17 protein-coding genes are annotated in these 22,336 nt (G+C 72.4%); 7 read left to right on the top strand and 10 right to left on the bottom strand.

Going from position 1 to position 22,336, the window contains the following annotated elements; genetic code table 11:
• Positions 1 to 27: 27 nt before the first annotated feature.
• From MBSD_RS12775 to gspE, 4 genes are all read right to left on the bottom strand, one after another.
• Positions 28 to 537, bottom strand: coding sequence for a type II secretion system protein (locus MBSD_RS12775; protein WP_237071810.1), 510 nt, complete (start codon positions 535 to 537; stop codon positions 28 to 30).
• Between the two features lie 24 nt (positions 538 to 561).
• Positions 562 to 954, bottom strand: coding sequence for a type II secretion system major pseudopilin GspG (gene gspG, locus MBSD_RS12770; RefSeq protein ID WP_237071809.1), 393 nt, complete (start codon positions 952 to 954; stop codon positions 562 to 564).
• A 198-nt stretch (positions 955 to 1,152) separates the two neighbouring features.
• Positions 1,153 to 2,367 (bottom strand): type II secretion system inner membrane protein GspF, encoded by a 1,215-nt coding sequence (gspF, locus tag MBSD_RS12765; protein ID WP_062537686.1) that lies wholly within the window; start codon positions 2,365 to 2,367, stop codon positions 1,153 to 1,155.
• 123 nt (positions 2,368 to 2,490) lie between these two features.
• Complete coding sequence (gene gspE, locus MBSD_RS12760; RefSeq protein WP_062537685.1) at positions 2,491 to 4,212, bottom strand: type II secretion system ATPase GspE; 1,722 nt, start codon at positions 4,210 to 4,212, stop codon at positions 2,491 to 2,493.
• 456 nt (positions 4,213 to 4,668) lie between these two features.
• Here gspE and MBSD_RS12755 point away from each other — a divergent pair, with 456 nt between their 5' ends.
• The 3 genes from MBSD_RS12755 to MBSD_RS12745 all read left to right on the top strand — a co-directional run bounded on the left by MBSD_RS12755 (position 4,669) and on the right by MBSD_RS12745 (position 8,008).
• Positions 4,669 to 5,598 (top strand): hypothetical protein, encoded by a 930-nt coding sequence (locus MBSD_RS12755; RefSeq protein WP_062537684.1) that lies wholly within the window; start codon positions 4,669 to 4,671, stop codon positions 5,596 to 5,598.
• A gap of 86 nt (positions 5,599 to 5,684) precedes the next feature.
• Complete coding sequence (locus MBSD_RS12750) at positions 5,685 to 6,209, top strand: nuclear transport factor 2 family protein (protein WP_062537683.1); 525 nt, start codon at positions 5,685 to 5,687, stop codon at positions 6,207 to 6,209.
• Between the two features lie 86 nt (positions 6,210 to 6,295).
• Positions 6,296 to 8,008: a M28 family metallopeptidase gene (locus MBSD_RS12745; RefSeq protein WP_062537682.1), complete on the top strand. Its 1,713-nt coding sequence runs from the start codon at positions 6,296 to 6,298 to the stop codon at positions 8,006 to 8,008.
• A 90-nt stretch (positions 8,009 to 8,098) separates the two neighbouring features.
• On the opposite strand, the gene MBSD_RS12740 is transcribed toward MBSD_RS12745, so the two are convergent.
• The 3 genes from MBSD_RS12740 to MBSD_RS12730 all read right to left on the bottom strand — a co-directional run bounded on the left by MBSD_RS12740 (position 8,099) and on the right by MBSD_RS12730 (position 13,735).
• Positions 8,099 to 9,025 (bottom strand): DMT family transporter, encoded by a 927-nt coding sequence (locus MBSD_RS12740; protein WP_237071808.1) that lies wholly within the window; start codon positions 9,023 to 9,025, stop codon positions 8,099 to 8,101.
• A complete protein-coding gene (gene purL / locus MBSD_RS12735) occupies positions 9,022 to 12,909 on the bottom strand; it encodes a phosphoribosylformylglycinamidine synthase (RefSeq protein ID WP_062537681.1) in 3,888 nt (1,295 codons plus the stop codon). Before purL ends, MBSD_RS12740 begins: the two co-directional genes overlap by 4 nt.
• Before the next feature lie 73 nt (positions 12,910 to 12,982).
• Entirely contained in the window at positions 12,983 to 13,735 is a 753-nt protein-coding gene (locus MBSD_RS12730) for a DsbC family protein (RefSeq protein ID WP_062537680.1), read from the bottom strand.
• A 168-nt stretch (positions 13,736 to 13,903) separates the two neighbouring features.
• Between MBSD_RS12730 and MBSD_RS12725 the strand changes: the two genes are divergently transcribed.
• Positions 13,904 to 16,450, top strand: coding sequence for a cation-translocating P-type ATPase (locus tag MBSD_RS12725; RefSeq protein WP_062537679.1), 2,547 nt, complete (start codon positions 13,904 to 13,906; stop codon positions 16,448 to 16,450).
• On the opposite strand, the gene xerD is transcribed toward MBSD_RS12725, so the two are convergent.
• Positions 16,451 to 17,368, bottom strand: coding sequence for a site-specific tyrosine recombinase XerD (xerD, locus tag MBSD_RS12720; protein ID WP_062537678.1), 918 nt, complete (start codon positions 17,366 to 17,368; stop codon positions 16,451 to 16,453). It abuts the gene before it with no gap.
• A 54-nt stretch (positions 17,369 to 17,422) separates the two neighbouring features.
• On the opposite strand from xerD, the gene MBSD_RS12715 reads away from it, so the two are divergent.
• Positions 17,423 to 17,920: an RDD family protein gene (locus MBSD_RS12715; RefSeq protein ID WP_062537677.1), complete on the top strand. Its 498-nt coding sequence runs from the start codon at positions 17,423 to 17,425 to the stop codon at positions 17,918 to 17,920.
• Positions 17,921 to 17,951: 31 nt separating this feature from the next.
• Here MBSD_RS12715 and lptG read toward each other — a convergent pair whose 3' ends face one another.
• Together lptG and lptF are read right to left on the bottom strand one after the other, a co-directional pair.
• The gene (gene lptG, locus MBSD_RS12710) at positions 17,952 to 19,061 is read right to left on the bottom strand and encodes an LPS export ABC transporter permease LptG (RefSeq protein WP_062537676.1); all 1,110 of its coding nucleotides are present in this window, start codon (positions 19,059 to 19,061) and stop codon (positions 17,952 to 17,954) included.
• On the bottom strand, positions 19,061 to 20,164 hold the full coding sequence (lptF, locus tag MBSD_RS12705) for an LPS export ABC transporter permease LptF (RefSeq protein WP_062537675.1): 1,104 nt from the start codon (positions 20,162 to 20,164) through the stop codon (positions 19,061 to 19,063). Before lptF ends, lptG begins: the two co-directional genes overlap by 1 nt.
• A gap of 93 nt (positions 20,165 to 20,257) precedes the next feature.
• Here lptF and MBSD_RS12700 point away from each other — a divergent pair, with 93 nt between their 5' ends.
• Positions 20,258 to 21,745 (top strand): leucyl aminopeptidase, encoded by a 1,488-nt coding sequence (locus MBSD_RS12700; protein WP_062537674.1) that lies wholly within the window; start codon positions 20,258 to 20,260, stop codon positions 21,743 to 21,745.
• A 101-nt stretch (positions 21,746 to 21,846) separates the two neighbouring features.
• Complete coding sequence (locus MBSD_RS12695; protein WP_062537673.1) at positions 21,847 to 22,266, top strand: DNA polymerase III subunit chi; 420 nt, start codon at positions 21,847 to 21,849, stop codon at positions 22,264 to 22,266.
• Positions 22,267 to 22,336: the final 70 nt, after the last annotated feature.

Raw genomic sequence — 22,336 nt, 5'->3', positions numbered from 1 at the left:
CGCGCCCTGCCCTTCGCCGAGTCCCGATCATGACGATGCGGGGCGCGGCACCCCGTCCTCCAGGCTGACCGTGCCGGTCAGCCAGCCGACGTCGACGCGCCAGGCGCGCGCGCCGGACGTGAGCGTGATGTGGCCGCCGGTCGAGCTGCCGTCGGGATAGAAGCGGATGCCGGCGCGGCGCGCGTCGATGCGTTCGCGCGCGGCGGTGGTCAGCTCGACGCGCATGCCCGGCGGCAGCGCCACCGCGTCGCGGCCGGGCACCTGGTAGCGCAGCGCGGCGAGGTCGAGTTCGAACACCTGCTCGCGCTGCTGCACGATCGCCTGCGTGCGCGTCCAGCGCAGCGCCGCGGCGAGATCGCGCCCGGCCGCGGCGACGCGAGCGCCGGCCAGGCCGCGGCTGGTCGCCACCGCGGCGACGCTGATGGCGATGCCGATCAGCACGATCACGGCGAGCAGCTCCAGCAGCGTGAAGCCGCGCGCGGCGCGCCGCGGGATCGACGGGCGTTCGGCGCGGCGCGGGCGTCCGATCGTGAGCACCGGGAACGCCGCGTCAGCGGCGCCTCACTGCCAGTTGCCGACGTCGGCGTTGAGGCCGTCGCCGCCGGGCTGGCCGTCCTGGCCGTAGAAGATCAGGTCGAAGCTGCCGTGCGTGCCTGGGTACTTGTAGCCGAACGGATGGCCGAACGGATCGATCAGGTCGGAAGCCTTGGCGTAGGGGCCGTTCCAGTGCGGCGCGTCGGCGGGCTTGCTCACCAGGTCGGAGAGCTGGCGCGGCGGCGTGCCGTTGTCGAGCGCGTAGTTCTCGATCTTCACGCCGAGCGTGGCCAGTTGCGCCTTGCCGGCGCCGTACTTGCCCTTGTCGACGTTCTTGCCGACCTGGGTGACGACGATCGCGGCGACGATGCCGAGCAGCACGATCACCGCCAGCATCTCCATCAGCGTGAAGCCGCGCAAACGGCCGGGACTCGGGACTCCGGACTCGGCGAAGCGCCAGGCGTTACGCGGTTGCGCGCCTTGGCACCGCACGCCAGGCGCCAGCCGCGCGCTCGACGCAGCGGCGTCGTGGTCTTCTCCTCGAGTCCCGAATCCCGAGTCCCGCGTCCCGCCCATATCGAAAACATTCATGTGCACCCATCCTATCCGTTGACGTATTCAGCCCATGCTGCCGGTCAGGCTGAGCAGCGGCAGCAGCACGGCCAGCATGATCAGGGCGACCAGCAGCGCCATCACGATGGTCAGCACGGGCACCAGCGCGGCGAGCAGGCGGTCGAGCGTGTTGCGCACGTCCTGATCGAAGGTGTCGGCGACCTTCAGCAGCATCGCGTCGAGTGCGCCGGACTCCTCGCCCACCGCGATCATGGACAGCGCGAGGCGCGGGAAGTGTCCGCTCTGCGCCAGCGCGTGGCCCAGCCCGGCGCCGCCCTTCACCTCCTCGGCGACCGCGTCCAGCGCGCCGGCCAGCGCGCGGTTGCCGACCACGTTGCGCGCCACGCCCAGCGCGGCCAGCAGCGAGACGCCGTTCTTCAGCAGCGTGCCGAGCGTGCGCGTCAGGCGCGCGGTTTCGGCCTTCAGCACCAGCGGGCCGATCACGCGCCGGCGCAGCAGGCGCTCGTCCCAGGCGCGCCGCGTGTCCGGGTCGCGCAGCCGCGCGCGCAGCCCATAGCCGGCGCCGGCCAGCAGCAACAGCAGCAGCCACCAGTAGTCGCGCAGCGTGGTGCCGATCGCCATCACGATGCGCGTGACCAGCGGAATCTCCACGTTCATGTCGGCGAAGATCGGCACGAACTGCGGCACCACGTAGGCCAGCAGCAGCACCAGCGAGCCGAGCACGCCGGTGAGCAGGAAGGCCGGATAGACCAGCGCGTTCGTCACCGTCTCGCGCAGCGCGCGGCTGCGCTCCAGATATTCGGCGAGGCGCTTCAGCGTCTCCTCCAGCGAGCCGCCGGCCTCGCCGGCGCGCACCATGCTGACGTACAGGCGCGGGAACGCGCCGGACTCGGCCTCCAGCGCATCCGACAGCGTCGCGCCGCCGCGCACGCGGTCGCGCACGCGCTCGATCAGACGCTGCGCGCGTTCGCCTTCCGGCAGGTCCATCAGCAGCTGCAGCGCGCGGTCCAGCGGCTGGCCGGCGCCGAGCAGCGTGGCGAGCTGCAGGGTGAACTGCGCGAGCTGCGCGCCGCCCAGCGGCTGGCGGCGGAACAGCGCGGCCAACGTGCCGCGCGCCTCGGCGCCGCCGGCGCGCGCGTCCAGCGGGATCTGGCCCTGGTCCTGCAGGCACGCCACCACCTCCTCGACCGAGGCGGCGTCCATCTCGCCGTCATGGATCTCGCCGGCGGCGTCGACGGCGCGGTAGCGGAACAGGGCCATGGCTAGCGCGAGCAGGGAGCAGGGCAAAGGGTGCAGGGAAGGGAGGGTGTGGCGGGTGCGCCAACGCGGCGCGGGACCGGCCGCGCCCCCCGCTTCGCGCTCCCGCTTGCCTGCGCCCCGCTCTCAAGCCTCCTGCGTGACACGCAGCACCTCCTCGATCGTGGTGATGCCGGCCAGCGCCTTGACGATGCCGTCCTCGTACATCGTGCGCATGCCTTCCTCGCGCGCCAGCGCCTCGATGCGGCCGGTGTCGGCGCGCTGCATCACCAGGCGGCGCAGCGGATCGGACATCACCAGCAGTTCCATGATCGTGGTGCGGCCGTAGTAGCCGGTGGGATTGGCGGCGGAGGCGACCGGCCGCCACAGCCGGATCGGGCGCGCGTCGGTGTAGCGGTCGAGGCGGAATTCCTCGATCACCTCGGGCAGCGCCTCGTACGGCTCGGCGGTGGCCGGATCGAGCCTGCGCACCAGGCGCTGCGCCATGATGCCGTTGACGGTGGAGGCGAGCAGGTAGTCCTCGACGCCCATGTCGAGCAGGCGGGTGACGCCGCCGGCGGCGCTGTTGGTGTGCAGCGTGGACAGCACCAGGTGGCCGGTCAGCGCGGACTGGATGGCGATGCGGCAGGTCTCCAGATCGCGCATCTCGCCGATCATGATCACGTCCGGGTCCTGACGCACGATCGAGCGCAGCGCGCCGGCGAAGTCGAGGCCGATCGCCGGCTTCACCTGGATCTGGTTGATGCCCTCGAGCTGGTATTCGACCGGATCCTCGACGGTGATGATCTTCACGTCCGGCGTGTTGATGCGCGACAGCGCCGTGTACAGCGTGGTGGTCTTGCCGGAGCCGGTCGGGCCGGTGACCAGCAGGATGCCGTTCGGCCGCTCCAGCAGTCCGATGAAGCGCGACAGCAGCGGCTCGGTGAAACCGAGCGCCTCGAAGTCGAACACCACGTTGCCGCGGTCGAGGATGCGCATCACCACCGACTCGCCGAAGCTGGTCGGCACCGTCGACACGCGCAGGTCGAGCTCCTTGCCCTGCACGCGCAGCATGATGCGGCCGTCCTGCGGCAGGCGCCGCTCGGCGATGTTCAGCTTGGCCATGATCTTGACGCGGCTGATCACCGCCGCGGTGGACGCCGCCGGCGGCGACTCCACCTCGTGCAGCACGCCGTCGATGCGGTAGCGCACCTTCAGGCGGCTCTCGAACGGCTCGATGTGGATGTCGGAGGCGCGCTGCTCGACCGCGCGCTGGATCAGCAGGTTGACCAGGCGGATCACCGGCGCCTCGGAGGCGAGGTCGCGCAGGTGCTCGATGTCGTCCTCGCCGCGTGCGCCTTCCTCGGCGAGGTTCTCGACGATGGCGCCCATCGCCGAGCGGCCCTGGCCGTAGTAGCGCTCGATCAGGTCGTCGACCTCGGCGCGCACGCCGACGCGCAGCACGACCGGCTTGCCGGCGGCCAGCGCCACCGCCTGCGCGGGATAGGGATCGGCCGGATCGGCCACCAGCAGTTCCAGCGCGCCGTCGCGCTCGGCCAGCGGCACCACGTGGTGTTGCTTGAGGAAACGCACCGGCAGCGCCAGCTCGGGCGGCGCCTCCGGCGCGTCCTTGACGGCCAGCAGCGGCAGGTCCAGCAGCTCGGCCCAGGCCTCCGCCATGTCGCGCTCGGAGACGAGGCCGAGGCGGGTCAGCAGCGCGGTCAGGGTGCCGTCGGGCGCCTCCTCGTGGAGGCGGCGCGCGCGCGCCAGATCGGCCTCCTTCAGCCGCCCGCGCTCGACCAGGCGCGCGCAGACGCGCGCCTCGTCGCTGCCCGCTTCCGTCTTGTCCGCGACCACGTCGATGGCCATCGCACCCCGCCCTTGGCGCTGCCGCGAACGGCAGCAGACCGCATTGCCGGTCGAGTCTAGCATTCGCGCCGTAAGGGTTCGGTTGGACCCCAAGCGCCGGGCCGGTCTAGGAAAAATTCCTATTCCCCCGGACCGGCGCCAGGCCCTATAAGCCGCGGCGGGGGGCTGTTCTGCTGTCGTCGTCGCGCAACGGCCGGGCGGGGCCGCGCGACGGATCTTTGCCGCCGGGACACAACACCAAAGTACGGACTCGGGCTTCTTTGGGCTGATTTCGTCAGGGGCATCCGCCGCGGCGTCGCCGCCGCCGGCCTGTCGTGCGCAGGCGGCGCGGCGCCGCGGCGGATGGCGGCGTGCTGCGCCGCCGGCGGAACTCCCGGATGCGCCACACAGGGACACACCGACAGCGACGGCTTGACCCCGATGCTGCACAACCATCATCTGGGGAGTTTGGGGCTTATGCGTCTTCACAAGAGCGTTATCGTTTCCTGCATCGCGTCCGCGCTGCTGCTGTTCGGCGCCGCGCAGGCCGCCACGGTGTTGCAGGCGGCCAACGGCCACGAGCAGGAACTGGTGCCGACCGGCAAGGGCTACGGCGTGCCGTTCGCGCATCCGTCGTCGTTCGCCAAGCCGACCGGCGGCGCCAGCAGCAACGGCATCTCCTATCACGGCGGCCCGGTGATGCTCGGCACCACCAACGTCTACTACATCTGGTACGGCAACTGGTCCGGCAACACCGCCACCTCGATCCTGACCAACCTGGCGCAGTCGATCGGCGGTTCGCCGTACTACAACATCAACACCACCTACTACGACGGCAGCAACCGCCACGTCTCCAACGCGGTCGCCTACATCAAGTCGACCAACGACAACTATTCGCACGGCACCGCGCTGGCCGACGCCGACATCCAGGCCATCGTCAGCAGCGCGATCGGCTCGGGCGCGCTGCCCAAGGACACCAACGCGGTGTACTTCGTGCTGACTTCGGCGGACGTCAACGAAACCTCCGGCTTCTGCACGCAGTACTGCGGCTGGCACACCCACGGCTCGATCCTCGGCTCCGACATCAAGTACGCGTTCGTCGGCAACCCGGACCGCTGCCCGAGCTCGTGCGCGGCGCAGACCACCGGCCCGAACGGCAACGCCGGCGCGGACGGCATGGCCAGCATCATCGCCCATGAGCTGGAGGAAGCGGTCACCGATCCGGACCTGAACGCCTGGTACGACCGTCGCGGCCAGGAGAACGCCGACAAGTGCGCCTGGACCTTCGGCACCACCTACACGGTCGCCAACGGCTCCAAGGCCAACATGAACCTCGGCGGCATGGACTACCTGATCCAGCAGAACTGGGTGAACGCCGGCGGCGGCTACTGCGCGCTGCGCTACTGATCGTCTTGGCGGAGCGTCGGCGCCGCGGCGCGCCCCCCTGTCGCGTCGCGGTGCCGGCGTCTCCGCTTTTTTCGGGACCCGCCATCATGTCCAGGATTCCGCTCCCCATCGTCGCGCTGGCGGCGCTGCTCGCTGGCGCCGCCGCCCTCGCCCGGCCGCCCGCTGCGGGGGCGCCGCGCATTCCCACGGTCAGCCGCGCGGTGATGCGGTTCGCCGGCCTCGAACGCGAGCTCGCGGATGCCGTGCGCGCGCACGACGCCGCCCGCCTGAAGCAGCTCCTCGCCGAGGATTTCGAGCAGCGCGACGCCAACGCGCCCGACGTACCCACGCCGCGCGCGCCATGGCTGGCGCACCTGCCGCCGGCCTTCGCCGACGCCGCACTGGAGCGCTTCGCCGTGCACGACTACGGCGACACGGCGGTGGTCAGCTTCACGCTGACGCTGCCGGCGGACGACTCGCGCGCGGAGGCCATGCCGACGGACTTCGTGGTCGACGTCTGGCGCAAGGCCGGCGAGCGCTGGCAGCTGGCGGTGCGCTACCTCGGCGCCGGCGATGCGACCCGCGCCTTTCCGGGCAGCGCACCGCAACAGGCGCCGCCGAAGAAGTTCTGATCGCGCCCTCTCCGCGCCGCGGCGCTGGACAGCGCCGCCCGGCGGCGCTAGAACCGCCCGGTCCCCCGCACCACCGGAGAGCGATCATGCGCCACCTCGCCTTCGTCCTCGCCGGCCTCGCCGGCTTCGGCCTCGCCGCCTGCCAGCAGCAGCAGAGCGCCCCGCCCGCCGCAACGACGCCGCCGCCGGCGCGCACCGCCGCCGCGCCGGCCATGCCCGCGCCGCTGGCGCTGGCGCCGCAGATCAATGCCGAGGCGTTCAAGCGCTACGACAGCACCCTCGCCTCCGACGACTTCCAGGGCCGCAAGCCCGGCACCGAAGGCGAGCAGAAGACCACCGCCTGGCTGGTCGAGCAGTTCAAGCGCATGGGCCTCGAGCCCGGCGACCACGGCAGCTGGTTCCAGACCGTGCCGACGGTGTCGACCGAGCTGCTCGACACCGACGTCGCCATGACGGTGACGGCCAAGGGCAAGCGCGACCGCTTCGCCAACCGCACCGACATGATGGTGGAGACGCTGCAGGGCAAGCCGCGGGTCGACCTGAAGAACTCGCCGATCGTGTTCCTCGGCTACGGCGCGATCGCACCCAACTGGGACTGGAACGACTACCAGGGCGTCGACGTCAAGGGCAAGACGGTGATCGTGCTGGTCAACGATCCCGGCTTCGCCACCGGCGACCCCAAGTTGTTCAACGGCCGCGCCATGACCTACTACGGCCGCTGGATGTACAAGTACGAGGAGGCCGCGCGCCAGGGCGCCGCCGCCTGTTTCGTCGTGCACACCAGCGACGAAGCGGCCGGCTATCCGTGGAGCGTGGTCGTCAACAGCGGCACGGGCCCGCAGCTCGGCCTGCCCGCCAGCGTCGATCCGGCGCCGCGCCTGCCGGTGGCCGGCTGGCTGACCCGCGACGCCGCCAAGCGCCTGTTCGCCGACGCCGGCCTCGACTTCGACGCGCTGGAGAAGCAGGCCGCGCAGCGCGGCTTCAAGCCGGTGCCGCTGAAGGCCGCCGCCTCGCTGACGCTGAAGAACCGCATCGGCCGCTTCGAGTCGCGCAATGTGCTGGCGATGGTGAAGGGCAGCACGCATCCCGACGAGGCGGTGATCTACACCGCGCACTGGGATCACCTCGGCATGGATCCGCAGCGCGAAGGCCACCAGGTGTTCGGCGGCGCCGTCGACAACGGCACCGGCCTGTCGATGCTGCTGATGATCGCCGACGCCTTCGCCCACCAGCCGACGCCGCCCGAGCGCAGCGTGCTGTTCTTCATGCCGACGCTGGAGGAGTCCGGCCTGCTCGGCTCGAAGTACTACGTGGCAAAGCCGGTGTTCCCGCTGGACAAGACCGTCGCCGACCTCGCCGTCGACGCGCTGCCGCCGATCGGCCGCGCGCACGACATGACCGTGATCGGCAAGGGCCAGTCGCAGCTGGAGGACCTGCTGGCCGACGTGCTGAAGTCGCAGGACCGCGTGATCTCCGCCGAGACCACGCCGGAGAACGGCTTCTACTTCCGCTCCGACCACTTCAACTTCGCCAAGGCCGGCGTGCCGGCGATGCTGGCCAGCTCCGGCCTCGACCTGCTGAACGGCGGCGAGGCCGCCGGCAAGGCCGCGGCAGCCGACTACACCGCGCACCGCTACCACACGCCGAACGACGTGTTCGACCCGAACTGGAACGTCGACGGCATCCTCGAGGACACCCAGGCCTACTACGAACTCGGCCAGCGCCTGGCGAAGAGCGGCGTGTGGCCGCAGTGGTATCCGGACAGCCCGTTCCGCGCCAAGCGCGGGGCGAAGCCCTGACCGCGGCGGAAACGCAGGCGGCCTTCGCCCACCCCGACTCGCGTCATTGCCCGGCAATCTCAAACTGGACGAAGCAGCGCTAACCGACGCTCAGACCTCGTGATGCACCGCCTCCGCGGTGAGCGCGGCGTCGGCCTTGCCGCGGCGGCGCGGCATCAGCTCGACCAGGTACATCGCCGCCAGCACCAGCGCGCCGCCGGCGAGCATGCGCCAGCTCAACACGTCGCTGCCGAAGGCGACGGCGAAGGCGGCGGCGAACACCGGCTCGGTGGTCATCACGATCGCGGTGCGCGTGGCCGACAGGTGCGCCTGCGCCCAGGTCTGCATCAGCATCGCGCCGGCCCCGGCGACCAGCGCCATGTACAGCACGGCGATCCAGGCGGCGCGGTCCGGCGGCAGCACCGGGCCGTGCGGCGCGGTGGCGAGCATGCACACCAGCGCGATCGCCATCGTCTGCACCGCCGACATGCCGAACGCCTCGTCGGCGCGCGACCAGTGGCCGAGGCCGACGATGTGCAGCGCGTACAGCAGCGCCGAGGCCAAGGTCAGCCATACGCCGAGATCGACCTCGAAGCCGCGCAGCGACAGCAGCGCCAGCCCGGCCAGCGACATCAGCGTCGCCAGCCACACCACGCCGGCCAGACGCTGGCGCAGCAGCACGGTGGCGAGGAGCGGCGTGAACACCACGTACATGCCGGTGGCGAAGCCGCTGACGCTGGGCGAGATCAGCGCCAGGCCCCAGGTCTGCAGCAGCTGGCCGGCGCCGTAGACCGTCCCGAGCAGCAGCGCGCGGCCGACCTGCAGGCGCGACATGCGCCGCAGCGGCCGCGCGAACAGCAGCGCCATCGCCGCGGCGGCGATGGCGAAGCGCACGGCGAGGAAGTCCGCCACCGGCATGCGCCCGACCACGTCCTTGATCAGCACGAAGGTCGAGCCCCACACCGCGGTCAGCGCCAGCAGACCGAGCGTGGCGAGCGCACGCACGCGCGCGGCGGCGCGCGGCACGGAGGCGCTCACCCCACCCACGCCCGCGCGTTGCGGAACATGCGCATCCACGGCGAGTCCTCGCCCCAGGTGTCGGGATGCCAGCTCATCTGCACGCTGCGCGCGACGCGCTCGGGATGCGGCATCAGGATGGTGACGCGGCCGTCGGCGGCGGTGAAACCGGTGTAGCCGCCGGGCGAGCCGTTCGGGTTGAGCGGGTAGTTCTCGGTCGGCTTGCCGCGGTTATCGATGTAGCGCAGGCAGGCACCGCTCTTGGTGGGCTTGGCGTCGTGCGCGAACTCGACGCGGCCCTCGCCGTGCGAGACCGCCACCGGGATGCGCGAGCCTTCCATGCCACGGAAGAAGATCGACGGCGAATCCAGCACCTCGACCATCACCAGGCGCGCCTCGTACTGCTCGGAAGCGTTGCGCTTGAAGCGCGGCCAATGCGCCGCGCCGGGGATGATCGGCGCCAGCTCCGCCAGCGCCTGGCAGCCGTTGCACACGCCCAGCGCGAAGCGCCGGGGATCGGCGAAGAACAGCTCGAACTGCGTGCGCAGCGCCTCGTTGTACAGGATCGAGGTGGCCCAGCCGCGGCCGGCGCCGAGCACGTCGCCGTAGGAGAAGCCGCCGGGCGCGGCGAAGCCGACGAAGTCGGCGAGGTTGCACCGCCCGCTCTGCAGATCGGTCATGTGCACGTCGACCGCTTCGAAGCCGGCGCGCGTGAACGCCGCCGCCATCTCGGCCTGGCCGTTGACGCCCTGGTCGCGCAGCACCGCCACGCGCGGGCGCGCGCCGCGGGCGACGTGCGGCGCGGCGACGTCCTCGGCCGGATCGAAGCCGAGCTTGGGGCTGAGGCCCGGATCGGCGTCGTCGGTGCGCCACACGCGCTCCATGTCGGCGCAGGCCGGGTTGTCGCGCAGGCGCTGCATGGCGTGGCTGGTCTCGGTCCACGCGGTGATCAGCTGCGTCCAGTTCCACTTCGCCACCGGGTCGCCGGCAAGGCGCAGCTTGATGCCGAGCTTTTCCTTGGGCCGGCCGATCACGTGGGCGAGCGCAGTGAGGCCGTGCTTCGCCAGCAGCGTGACGAACGCGTCGTGGTCGCGCGTGCGCACCTGCACCACGGCGCCGAGCTCCTCGTTGAACAGCGCGCGCAGCGTGTTCTCGGCCCAGCCGTCGAGGTGGATCTCCAGGCCGACGTGGCCGGCGAAGGCCATCTCCAGCAGGGTCACGATCGCGCCGCCATCGGAGCGGTCGTGGTAGGCCAGCAGCAGGCCGGCGCGATTGGCTTCCTGGATCGCGGCGAAGAACGCCTTCAGCCGCTCGGGATCGTCGAGGTCGGGAGGCACGCCGCCGCCGCGGTTGAACACCTGGGTCAGCGCCGAGCCGCCGAGGCGGTCGCGGCCGGCGCCGAGGTCGAGCAGCCACAGCTCGGATTCGCCCTGGTCGAGGCGCAGCTGCGGCGTCAGCGTGCGGCGCGCGTCGGCGATGCGCGCGAAGGCGGTCACGATCAGCGACACCGGCGCCACCGTGCGTTGTTCCTGCGCGCCGTCCTTCCACACCGTCTGCATCGACAGCGAGTCCTTGCCGACCGGGATGGCGATGCCGAGCGCCGGGCACAGCGCCTTGCCCACCGCCTGCACGGCGTCGTAGAGCGCGGCGTCCTCGCCGGGCTGGCCGACCGCGGCCATCCAGTTCGCCGACAGGCGCACCTCGCCGAGATCGGCGATCGGCGCGGCGGCGAGATTGGTGATCGCCTCGCCGACGGCGAGCCGCGCGGCATCGGCGCTGCCGAGCAGCGCCACCGGCGTGCGCTCGGCCATCGCCATCGCCTCGCCGGCGTAGCCTTCGAAGTCGGCCAGCGTCACCGCGCAGTCGGCCACCGGCACCTGCCAGGGGCCGACCATCGGGTCGCGCGCGGACAGGCCGCCGACGGTGCGGTCGCCGATGGTGATCAGGAACGACTTGCTGCCCACCGCCGGCAGGCGCAGCACGCGCTCGATCGCCTCGTCGAGGGTGATGCTGGAAAGATCCGGCACCAGGTCGACGCGCGGCTTCCTGCGCGTGGCATCGCGGTGCATGCGCGGCGGCTTGCCGAACAGCGTGTCCAGCGAGAGGTCGATCACGACCTCGCGGGACTCGGGGCTCGGCGCTCGGGACTCGGAAGAGCGGGTGACGACGAGGCGCCGCTCTTCGGTGGCTTCGCCGACGACGGCGTACGGGCAGCGCTCGCGCTCGCAGATCGCCTTGAACAGCGGCAGGTCGGCGGCGCGCAGGCCGAGCACGTAGCGCTCCTGCGATTCGTTGCACCACACCTGCATCGGCGACAGGTGCGGGTCGTCGCACGGCACCTTGGACAGGTCGATGCGGCCGCCGACGCCGGAGTCGTGCAGGATCTCGGGGATCGCGTTGGACAGGCCGCCGGCGCCGACGTCGTGGATGCTGACGATGGGATTGGCCTCGCCGCGCGCCCAGCAGGCGTCGATCACTTCCTGGCAGCGGCGCTGCATTTCCGGGTTGTCGCGCTGCACCGAGGCGAAGTCGAGTTCCTCGCTGCTGGTGCCCGAGGCCATCGACGAGGCGGCGCCGCCGCCCAGGCCGATCAGCATCGCCGGGCCGCCCAGCACGACCACCTTGTCGCCCGGCTCCAGCTTGCCCTTGGCGACGTGCATGCGGCGCAGGTTGGCCAGGCCGCCGGCGATCATGATCGGCTTGTCGTAGCCGCGGCGCACGCCGGGCTCGCCGGTTTCCTGCTCGAAGGTGCGGAAGTAGCCGCCCAGCGCGGGGCGGCCGAACTCGTTGTTGAAGGCGGCGGCGCCGAGCGGGCCGTCGCGCATGATCTCGAACGCGCTCGCCATGCGCGGCGGCAGCGGCCGCTCGCCTTCCCACGGCCGCGGCAGACCGGGGATGCGCAGGTGCGAGACGGAGAAGCCGGTCAGGCCGGCCTTGGGCTTGCCGCCGCGGCCGGTGGCGCCCTCGTCGCGGATCTCGCCGCCGGCGCCGGTGGAGGCGCCGGGGAACGGCGCGATCGCGGTCGGGTGGTTGTGCGTCTCCACCTTGATCGCGTAGTCGATGGTCTCGGCGTGCGCGCGCCAGACGCCGTCGGCGGCATCGGCAAAGAAGCGCTTGCCGACGCTGCCCTCGATCACCGCGGCGTTGTCCTTGTAGGCGGACAGCGTGTGCGCGGGCGCGCTGGCGTGGGTGTGCTTGATCATCGCGAACAGCGATTCCTGCGCGGGCGCGCCGTCCACCGTCCAGCTCGCGTTGAACACCTTGTGCCGGCAGTGCTCGGAGTTCGCCTGCGCGAACATCATCAGCTCGGCGTCGGTCGGATCGCGGCCGAGCGCGCGGTAGGCGTCGGCGAGATAGGCGATCTCGTCGGCGGCCAGCGCCAGGCCGAGCTCGCGGTTGGCGCGCTGCAGCGCGCCCTGGGGGTCGTCGCCGAGGGCGATGCGCCCCAGCGGACCGGGGCTGCCGGCGAGGAACAGGTGTTCGGCGTCGGCCAGCGCGGTCAGCACCGACTGCGTCATCGGATCATGCAGCGCGCGCAGCAGCGCGGCGCGCTTCGGCGCGCCCTCGGGCGGCAGGCCTTCCAGCAGGAAGGCGACGCCGCGCTCGACGCGCTTCACGTCGAAGCCGCAGCCCTTGAGGATGTCGGTGGCCTTGGACGACCACGGCGAGATCGTGCCGAGGCGCGGCACCACCCACAGCGTGGCCGCGGCCGGCGCCGCCGGCTTCGCTTCCAGCACGTCGATCAGGCGCGCGCGCGCGGCGCCGTCCGGCGCCTGCGGCGCGTCGACGAAGTAGGCGAACCAGGCGGCACTCACGCGCACGCCGCGCTGGACGGCGGCGAGGCTGGCGTTGAGGCGGTCGAGACGGAACGGCGAAAGGGCGCTCTGGCCGTCGAGGACGATCATGCCGGGGGCCGGAAGGGGCTCATGGGGAGCCCCATATGGTACCCGATGCGCCGCGGCCGCGCGGCGCGCCGGCTCAGCCGCCGGCCTTGGCCGGCGCGGCGTCGGGGCGCTGCAGCTTCTTCAGCAGCTCCTCGGCCGTCATGTAGCCGCCGAGGATGTGGCCGTCGGGGCTGAACACGGTCGGCGTGCCCGGCAGGTCGATCCTGGCGCCGAGCGTGTACTCCTCGGCCACCGGGTTGTCGCAGGTCAGCGCCGGGATCTTCTCGCCGGCCATGGCGCGGGTCAGGGCGTCGCGCGGATCCTTGGCGCACCAGACCGACACCGCCTTGTCGTAGGACGGCGTGTACAGGCCGCTGCGCGGGAAGGCCAGATACTCCACGGCGATGCCGGCCTTCATGAAATCCTGGATGTGCGAGTGCAGTTTGCGGCAGAACGGGCAGTCCGGGTCGGTGAACACGACCACGCGGTACTTCGGGTCCGGCGGCGCGAAGATCACGCGCTTGGAGGCTGGCACGGCGTCCAGCGCGGCCTTCACCATCATCGCCGTGCGCGCCTCGGAGATGCTGGTGCGGGTCTTCAGGTCGTAGACGTCGCCCTCGATCAGGTAGCGGCCGTCGGTACTGACGTAGATCACACGTCCGTCGGCGACGACCTGATAGAACCCGGGCAGACCGGCCTGCTCGACCGCGCTGATCTTCACTTTCGGCGCGATCGCGTGGATCGCCTCGGCGACGATCTGCTCGGGCGTGCGGGCGGCGGGAGCGTCGTCGGCGGCGGCGGCGGCAGCGGCCAGAAGCGCGGCGGCGGCAAGGAGGAACTTCGGCATGGAACGACCTCGTGGGATCGCCCCGGCCGGCGGGCCCGGGGCAGGCGACGGGCGGAGTGTAACCGAGCCGGCTGGCGGCCGGCCGTGCGCCGTTCGCAAGCCGCCGCACCCGTCGTCGCCGGCACGCGCGCGCGGCGGCCATGCGACCATCCGCCGCAGGAACATCGCATGAACGACGAGGCCACGGCTCCCCTGACCGGCCTTTCCGACCGCGAAGCGGCCCGGCGGCTGCATGCCGAAGGCCCCAACGAGCTGCCGCGCGACGGCCGCCGCTCGCTGGCGCGCATCGTGCTGGACGTGGTGCGCGAGCCGATGTTCGGCCTGCTGCTCGCCGCCGGCCTGCTCTACCTCGTCCTCGGCGACCGCGGCGAGGCGGCGATGCTGCTGGTGTTCGCCTGCCTGTCGGTCGGCATCGCCATCGTGCAGGAACACCGCAGCGAGCGCGTGCTGGAGGCGCTGCGCGACCTGACCAGCCCGCGCGCGCTGGTGGTGCGCGACGGCCGGCGCCTGCGCATCGCCGGCCGCGAGGTCGTGCGCGGCGACCTGCTGGTGCTGACCGAGGGCGACCGCGTGCCCGCCGACGCGCGCGTGCTGGAAGCGCACGAGCTGTCCTGCGACGAATCGCTGCTGACCGGCGAGTCCGCGCCGGTGCGCAAGCGCGGCGCCGACGCCGAGCCGGCCGCCGCGCGCCCCGGCGGCGACGACCTGCCGTTCGTCTATTCCGGCACGCTGGTGGTGCGCGGCCGCGGCCTGGCCTGCGTCACCGCCACCGGGCCGCGCAGCGAGATCGGCCGCATCGGCGCGGCGCTCGGCCGCATCACGCACGAGCCGACGCGGCTCAGCCTGCAGACGCGGCAGGTGGTGCGCGCGTTCGGTCTCGCCGGCGTCACGCTGAGCGCGCTGGCCGTGCTGCTGTACGGCCTGCTGCGCGACGGCTGGATGAACGCGCTGCTCGCCGGCATCGCGCTCGGCATGTCGATGCTGCCGGAGGAATTCCCGCTGGTGCTGAGCGTGTTCATGGTGATGGGCGCGTGGCGCATCTCGAAGGCACGCGTGCTGACCCGGCGCGCCGCCACCATCGAGACGCTGGGCGCGGCCACCGTGCTGTGCGCGGACAAGACCGGCACGTTGACGCAGAACCGCATGCGCATCGCCGAGCTGTGCATGAACGGCGAGGTATTCCGCCCCACCCCGCTCGACGACGGCGACCTGCCGGAGACGTTCCACCCGCTGGTCGAGTACGCGATCCTGGCCAGCGCGCCCGATCCGTTCGACCCGATGGAGCGCGCCGTGCACGCGCTCGGCGGCGAACGCCTGGCCGGCACCGAGCACCTGCACGGCGAATGGCGGCTGGAGCGCGAATACGCGCTGGACGCCGGCCTGCTGGCGATGACCCAGGCCTGGCGCGCCGAGGACGACGAAACCTACGTGGTCGCCGCCAAGGGCGCGCCGGAGGCGATCGTCGACCTCTGCCACCTCGACGCCAACGCCGGCGCCGCCGCGCTGCGCGACGCCGAGGCGATGGCGCGGCGCGGCATGCGCGTGCTGGGCGTGGCGCGCGCGCTGCACCGCGGCGCCGAGTGGCCGCCGTCGCAGCACGATTTCGATTTCGAGTTCGTCGGCCTGGTCGGCCTCGCCGATCCGCTGCGCCCGGGCGCGGCCGCGGCGGTGCGCGAATGCCGCGCCGCCGGCATCCGCGTCGCCATGATCACCGGCGACTATCCGGCCACCGCGCGCGCGATCGCCGCCGAGGCCGGCATCGACGCCACGCACACCATCACCGGCGACGAGTTGGAGCGAATGGAGGACTTCGAGCTGGTGGCGCGCATCCGCGAGTGCGGCGTGTTCGCGCGCATCATGCCGGAGCAGAAGCTGCGCATCGTCGAGGCGCTGAAGGCGAACGGCGAGGTGGTGGCGATGACCGGCGACGGCGTCAACGACGCGCCGGCGCTGAAGGCCGCGCACATCGGCGTGGCGATGGGCCTGCGCGGCACCGACGTCGCGCGCGAGGCCGCCGACCTGGTGCTGCTGGACGACGATTTCGGCTCGATCGTGCGCACCGTGCGGCTGGGCCGGCGCATCTACGACAACCTGCGCAAGGCGATGGGCTACATCCTCGCCGTGCACGTGCCGATCGCCGGCCTGGCGCTGCTGCCGCTGCTGGCCGGCACGCCGCTGGTGCTGGCGCCGGTGCACATCGCCTTCCTGGAGATGGTGATCGACCCGGTGTGCTCGATCGTATTCGAGGCCGAGCGCGAGGAGCGCGACGCCATGCGCCGCCCGCCGCGCGCGCCGGACGCGCCGCTGTTCTCCGCCGCGCTGATCGCCTGGAGCCTGCTGCAGGGCGCATTGGCGCTGCTGCTGGTCGGCGCGGTGTACGCCGCCGCGCTGCGCGCCGACCTCGACGCCAGCCAGGTGCGCGCGCTGGCCTTCGTCGCGCTGGTCGCCTGCAACGTCGCGCTGATCCTCGGCAACCGCTCGTTCGACGGCACGCTGGCGACGGCGCTGCTGCGCCCCAACCGCGCGCTGTGGTGGGTGCTGGGCGCGGCCGCCGCGCTGCTCGCGCTGACCCTGGCATGGGCGCCGGCGCGCGCGCTGTTCCACTTCGCGCTGCCGCCGCCGGTCGGGCTGGCCGGCGCGCTCGCCGCCGGCGTCGTGCTGCTGGCCGCGCTGGCGCTGGCGAAACCGCTGCTGCGCGCGCGCCTGGCCGCCTGATCAGCCGCGCGGGTGGTGCTGCGCGTGCAGGCGCTTCAGGCCTTCCTTGGCGACCAGCGTGTAGATCTGCGTGGTCGACAGCGAGCTGTGCCCGAGCAGCATCTGCAGCGCGCGCAGGTCGGCGCCGTGGTTCAGCAGGTGGGTGGCGAAGGAATGCCGCAGCACGTGCGGCGAGATGCGCTTCGGATCGATGCCGACCGCCAGCGCGTGCTTCTTCACCAGCGTCCAGGCCATCTGCCGGGTCATGCCTTCGCCGCGGTTCGACAGGAACAGCGCCGCCGGCTGGCGGCCGCGTGCCAGCACGGGGCGCGCCTCGGCGAGATAGCGCTGCAGCCAGTCCTGCGCCACCTCGCCGACCGGCACCAGGCGTTCCTTGCCGCCCTTGCCGGCGACGCGCAGCACGCCCTGGCGCAGGTTCAGCGCCGCCAGCGGCAGGCCGACCAGCTCGCTGACGCGCAGCCCGGAGGCGTACATCAGCTCGAACATGGTGCGGTCGCGCAGGCCGAGCGGGGTGGCGTCGTCCGGCGCCCGCAGCAGCGCCTCGACCTCGCGCTCGGCCAGCGCCTTGGGCAGGCCGCGCGGCAGCTTGGGCGGCTCCAGCAGCAGGGTGGGATTGTCGGCGCCCGGCTGCACGCGCGCGCGGTGCGCGTAGTAGCGGCGCAGCGCGGTGAGCAGGCGCGCGTTGCTGCGCGCCTTGATCCGCGCCGCGCCGCGCTCGCCGAGGTAGCGGAAGATGTCCTCGCGGCGGGCCTCGCGCAGCGTGCGCCGGTGCGCGGCCTGCCAGCGCGCGAAACCTTCGAGGTCGCTGCGGTAGGCGGCCAGGGTGAGGTCGGCCAGGCCTTCCTCCGACCAGACGCGCTCGAGGAACAGGTCGATGTCGGCCTGATCGGCGGCGTCGATGCTTGCGTGCGTGTCCATCGCCGGCGATGCTGGCGCGTCCGCCGTCCGCGACGCAAGCCCGCCGAAACGCCGATGAACGCTCCCGCCGCCTCCGTTCCCGCGCCGCTGTGGCGCCGCCTCGCCGCGCTGGTCTACGACCTGGTGGCCGTGCTGGCGCTGGTGATGGTGATCGGCCTGCTCTGCCAGATCGCCACGCGCGGCGCGCTGATCGCGACGCAGGGCGGCCACATCGACGCGCCGTGGTGGTATCCGGCGCTGCAGCTCGCCGCGGTCGCCGCCTACTTCGTGCTGTCGTGGACGCGCGGCGGACAGACGCTGGGCATGCGGCCGTGGCGGCTGCGCGTCGTCGCGGCCGGCGGCGCGCCGCGCCCGGCGCGCGCCCTGCTGCGCTTCGCCGCGGCGGCCGCGCCGCTGCTGCTGCTGGCGCTGGGCCGCGTGCTGGACGTGCGCCAGGTATTGGCGGCGATGGCGCTGGCGTGGGCGCTCGACCTCGCCGCCGCGCCCTTCGACCGCCGCCGCCGCGCGCTGCACGACCTCCTCTCCGGCACGGAGCTCGAACTGCGGCGCTGACGCGGTCGAGGACGTCGCAACGCGCGCAGCATCAGCCGAACTTGCGGAAGTACAGCGTCGCCGCCGCCACCAGCACCAGCGCCGGCGCCAGGTTGGCCAGCAACGGCGGCGCGTCGTACACCGCGCCCATGCTGACCAGCGCCTTCTGCAGGAAGAACCACACCACGGTCAGCAGCAGGCCGAGGAACACGCGCTTGCCGAGGCCGCCCGAGCGCAGCGTGCCGAAGGCGAACGGCAGCGCGCACATCACCAGCACCAGCACGTTCAGCGGGTACAGCAGGCGCCCCCACAGCGCATTGGCGTAGGCGCCGGCGTTCTGGCCGTTGTTCTCGAGATAGCGGATGTTGCGGCGCAGATCGCGCACGGCAAGGTATTCCGGATGCGCGATCGACAGCTCGAGCACGCGCGGGTCGAGGCTGGAATCCCAGCGCAGCCGCGCCGACTGCGTGCTCTGCGCAGAGGCGGCCGCGCGGAACACCGTGGTGCGCGCGTCGTACAGCGTCCAGCCGCCGCCGTCGTGCTTGGCGCGCCGCGCGTGCGTCAGCCGGGTCAGGTTGCCGTCGGCGTCGAAGCCGTAGATGCGCACGTCCGCCAGCTCGACCCGCGTGCGGCCGTGCTCGCGGTGCGCCAGCGCGGCCTTGGCGTTGACGATGCTGCCGTTGTCGCGCGCCCACAGCCCGCTGCGCGTCGAGGCGCCGAGGTTCGCCGCCTTCACCTGCATCTGGATCGCGTCGGCGCGCTGCTGGCCGGCCGGGGCCACGGTCTCGCCCAGCACCGCCACGGCGACGGTCAGCACGGCGACGGTGCCGACGCCGGCGGCGGCGATGCGCAGCTTGGACATGCCGGCGGCGCGCAGCGCGGTCAGCTCGCCGCTGGCGGCGAGGCCGCCCAGGCCGAGCAGGCCGCCGATCAGCGCGGCGTTGGCGAACATCTCGTAGAGGCGGCGCGGGACGGTCAGCGCGATGTAGCCGATCGCCTGCGACAGCGTGTAGCCGTTCTTGCCGATGTTGCCGAGCTGCCGCGCCAGCTGGGTGAAACTGTCGAAGCCGACCAGCAGCACCCAGGTGAGCAGCAGCGCGCCCAGCACGCTGGTCGCGATCAGGCGGTCGGCCTGCTTGAGGCGCGGCAGGGCGAGCTGCATCAGGCGGTCTCCCGCACGCGGCGCGGCGCGTACTGGCGCCAGAACATCCAGGCGGCGGCCGCCAGCACGGCGAAGTGCGCCGGCCACAGGCCGACCGCCGCGCTCAGCTGCCCCTTGACGATGCCCGCGCGCGCCAGCAGCAGCGTGTTGGAGTAGATGAAGTAGCAGAGGACGCCGAGCAGCAGGCGCCCATAGCGCGGTTCGCGCGGCGACTGCCGCGCCAGCGGCAGCGCCAGCGCCAGCAGCATCAGGCCGGTGAACGGCGCGCCGATGCGCCAGGCCAGCTCGGCGCGCGCACCGGGGTCGTCCTGCCGCCACAGCGCCGGCGTGGGCAGCGCGTGGTCGGGGTCGTCGCCGTTGACGTCCTCCTGATCCTGCGACAGCGCGAGATCGTTGCGGACGTAGCGCATCAGGCGCCAGTCGTCGCGGTCGAGGCGACCCTCGAAACGATGGCCGTCGAACAGCGCGAGGAAGCGGTTGCCGCCCTGGCTCTCGTAGTAGAGCTCGCCGCGTTTCGCGGTGACGATGTCGATGCGTTGGGCGCCGTCGTTGCCGACGCGCTCGTTCTCCACGAACAGCCTGCCGAGCTTCGTGCCGTCGCTGCTCATCGAGTCGACGAAGATGATGCCGCCCTTGCCCGGCAGCTCGACGAAACGTCCGGGCTCGAGGCCGGCGGCGACCACCGAGCGGTTGGCTTCGTCGATCAGCGCGTTGGCGGCGCGCACCGACCACGGCCCCAGCCACAGCGACACCAGCGCGATCGCCAGCGCCAGCGGCAGCGCCAGCAGGCCGATCGGACGCAACAGCCCGCGCGGCCCGAAACCGGACGAGGCCAGCACGTGCATCTCGCTGTCGCGCCAGATGCGCCCCAGCGACAGCAGCACGCCGAGGAACACCGCCAGCGGCACCACGAAGGTCAGCGTGTCGACCATGCGCAGGCCGAGCACCGGGAACATGATGCTGGCCGGATAGCGCCCGGCCGCGACCTTGCCGAGCACGTCGGCGAACGTGCCGCCGACGGTGATCAGCAGCAGCACGGCGCCGACGGCGAGGATGCCGAAGGCGAGTTCGCGCAGCAGGTAGCGGTCGAGGATGCGCAGCATGCGGTAGACTGGGCGTTCCGGCCGCGCGCTTCGCGCGGCGAAGCGCCAAGTCTAGCCGGTCCGCCGCGCCCGGACCCAACCCCGGAAATGCCCATGACGCTGCAGTTCAGCCTCGCTTCCGTACCCCCCGAGCTTGCCGACACCGCCTGCGCGGTGGTCGGCGTCTACGAGCACGGCGTGCTGTCCAGCGCCGCCGCGCGCATCGACGGCGCGGCGCAGGGCGCGCTGAAGCGCCTGATCGAGAGCGGCGACCTGACCGCCAAGGCCGGCAGCATCCTGACCCTGTTCGGCCTGCCCAGCGTGAAGGCGCCGCGCGTGCTGGTGGTCGGCCTCGGCGACCAGAAGAGCTTCGACGCCGCGCGCTTCCAGAAGATCAGCCTGGAGGCCGCGCGCGCGCTGAAAGGCATGCCGGTCAAGCACGCCACCTCGTGGCTGACCGAGCTCGACGTGCCCGGCAAGGACGGCGCCTGGCGCGTGCGCACCGCCGCGCTCGCCGCCGACCACGCGGCCTACAAGTACACCGCGACGCTGAAGCCGAAGGCGAACGGCAACGCGCGCGACGGCCTCGAAGGCGTCGCCTTCGTCGCCGGCGAGGACGCCCGCGCCGGCCTGGCGCAGGCCGCGGCGATCGCCGCCGGCGTCAAGTTCGCGCGCGAGCTGGGCAACCTGCCGCCGAACATCTGCAATCCCGCCTACGTCGCCGCCGAGGCGAAGCGGATCGCCGATACGCACGCCGGCGTCACCCTGGAAGTGCTCGAGCGCGAGGACATGGAGAAGCTCGGCATGGGCGCGCTGCTCGGCGTCGCGCGCGGCTCGGCCAATCCGCCCAAGCTGGTCGTGCTGCAGTGGAAGGGCGGGCGCGGCGACGAGAAGCCCTACGCGCTGGTCGGCAAGGGCATCACCTTCGACAGCGGCGGCCTCAGCCTGAAGCCGGGCGCCGGCATGGAGGAGATGAAGTTCGACATGTGCGGCGCCGCCGGCGTGATGGGCGCGTTCCTCGCCGCCGTCGAGATGAAGCTGCCGCTGAACCTGGTGTGCGTGGTGCCGGCGGTGGAGAACATGCCGGACGGCAACGCTTATCGCCCCAGCGACGTCGTCACCACCATGTCCGGCATCACCGTCGAGGTGCTCAACACCGACGCCGAGGGCCGCCTGATCCTGTGCGACGCGCTGAGCTACGTGCAGCGCTTCCAGCCGCAGGCGATCGTCGACGCGGCGACGCTGACCGGCGCCTGCGTGGTCGCGCTGGGCAAGCACGCCACCGGCCTGATGAGCAAGCACGACGACCTCGCCGAGCAGCTGCTCGCCGCCGGCGAGCACGCGCTCGACCGCGGCTGGCGCCTGCCGCTGTGGGACGACTACCAGGTCCAGCTCGAGTCCGGCTTCGCCGACGTCGCCAACATCGGCGGCAAGAACGCCGGCGCGATCACCGCCGGCTGCTTCCTCGCCCGCTTCGTCGAAGGCCAGCGCTGGGCGCACCTCGACATCGCCGGCACCGCCTGGGAAGACGGCCGCAAGGGCCTCGCCACCGGCCGCCCGGTGCCGATGCTGGCGCAGTTCCTGATCGATCGATGCGGTTGAATGAGGAGAGAGGGGGCAGGGGCTCGGGGAGCCGGGGAAATGGCTAACGCACGCTTTTCTGCACGCTGCTCCCTGCGCCCCGGGCCCTGCTCCCTGCTTCCATGCGCGCCGACTTCTACCTGATCGCCAAACCGCGCTTCGCCGCCGAGCCGTTGCGGCTGGTCTGCGAGCTGGCGAAGAAGGCGCTGGCGGCGCAGCAGCCGACGCTGATCCTGGCGCGCTCGCTGGAGCAGGCCGAGGCGCTGGACGAGCTGCTGTGGGCGTTCGACGAGGATGCCTTCATCCCGCACCAGATCGCCGGCGACGAGGACGATGCCGACACCGCCGTGCTGATCGTGCCGCCGGGCTTCGACACCCCCGACCGTCCGCTGGTGATCAACCTGCGCGACGCCTGCGCGCCCGGCCGCTACGAGCGCGTGCTGGAAGTGGTCGCCGCCGATCCCGCCGAGCGCGAAGGCTCGCGCGCGCGCTGGAGCGAGTACAGGCGCCGCGGCTTCGCGGTCGCCAAGCACGACATGTAGGAGCAGGCGCGCAGGGGCGTGAGCGGGGACGGCACGCGACCGTGCAAGCCGGAACCCTGTGTGCGCGGCG

The sequence above is a fragment of the Mizugakiibacter sediminis genome, from assembly GCF_000953855.2.
GTDB classification, from domain to species: Bacteria; Pseudomonadota; Gammaproteobacteria; order Xanthomonadales; family Rhodanobacteraceae; genus Mizugakiibacter; species Mizugakiibacter sediminis.
This window is presented reverse-complemented; position numbering and strand designations above follow the sequence as displayed.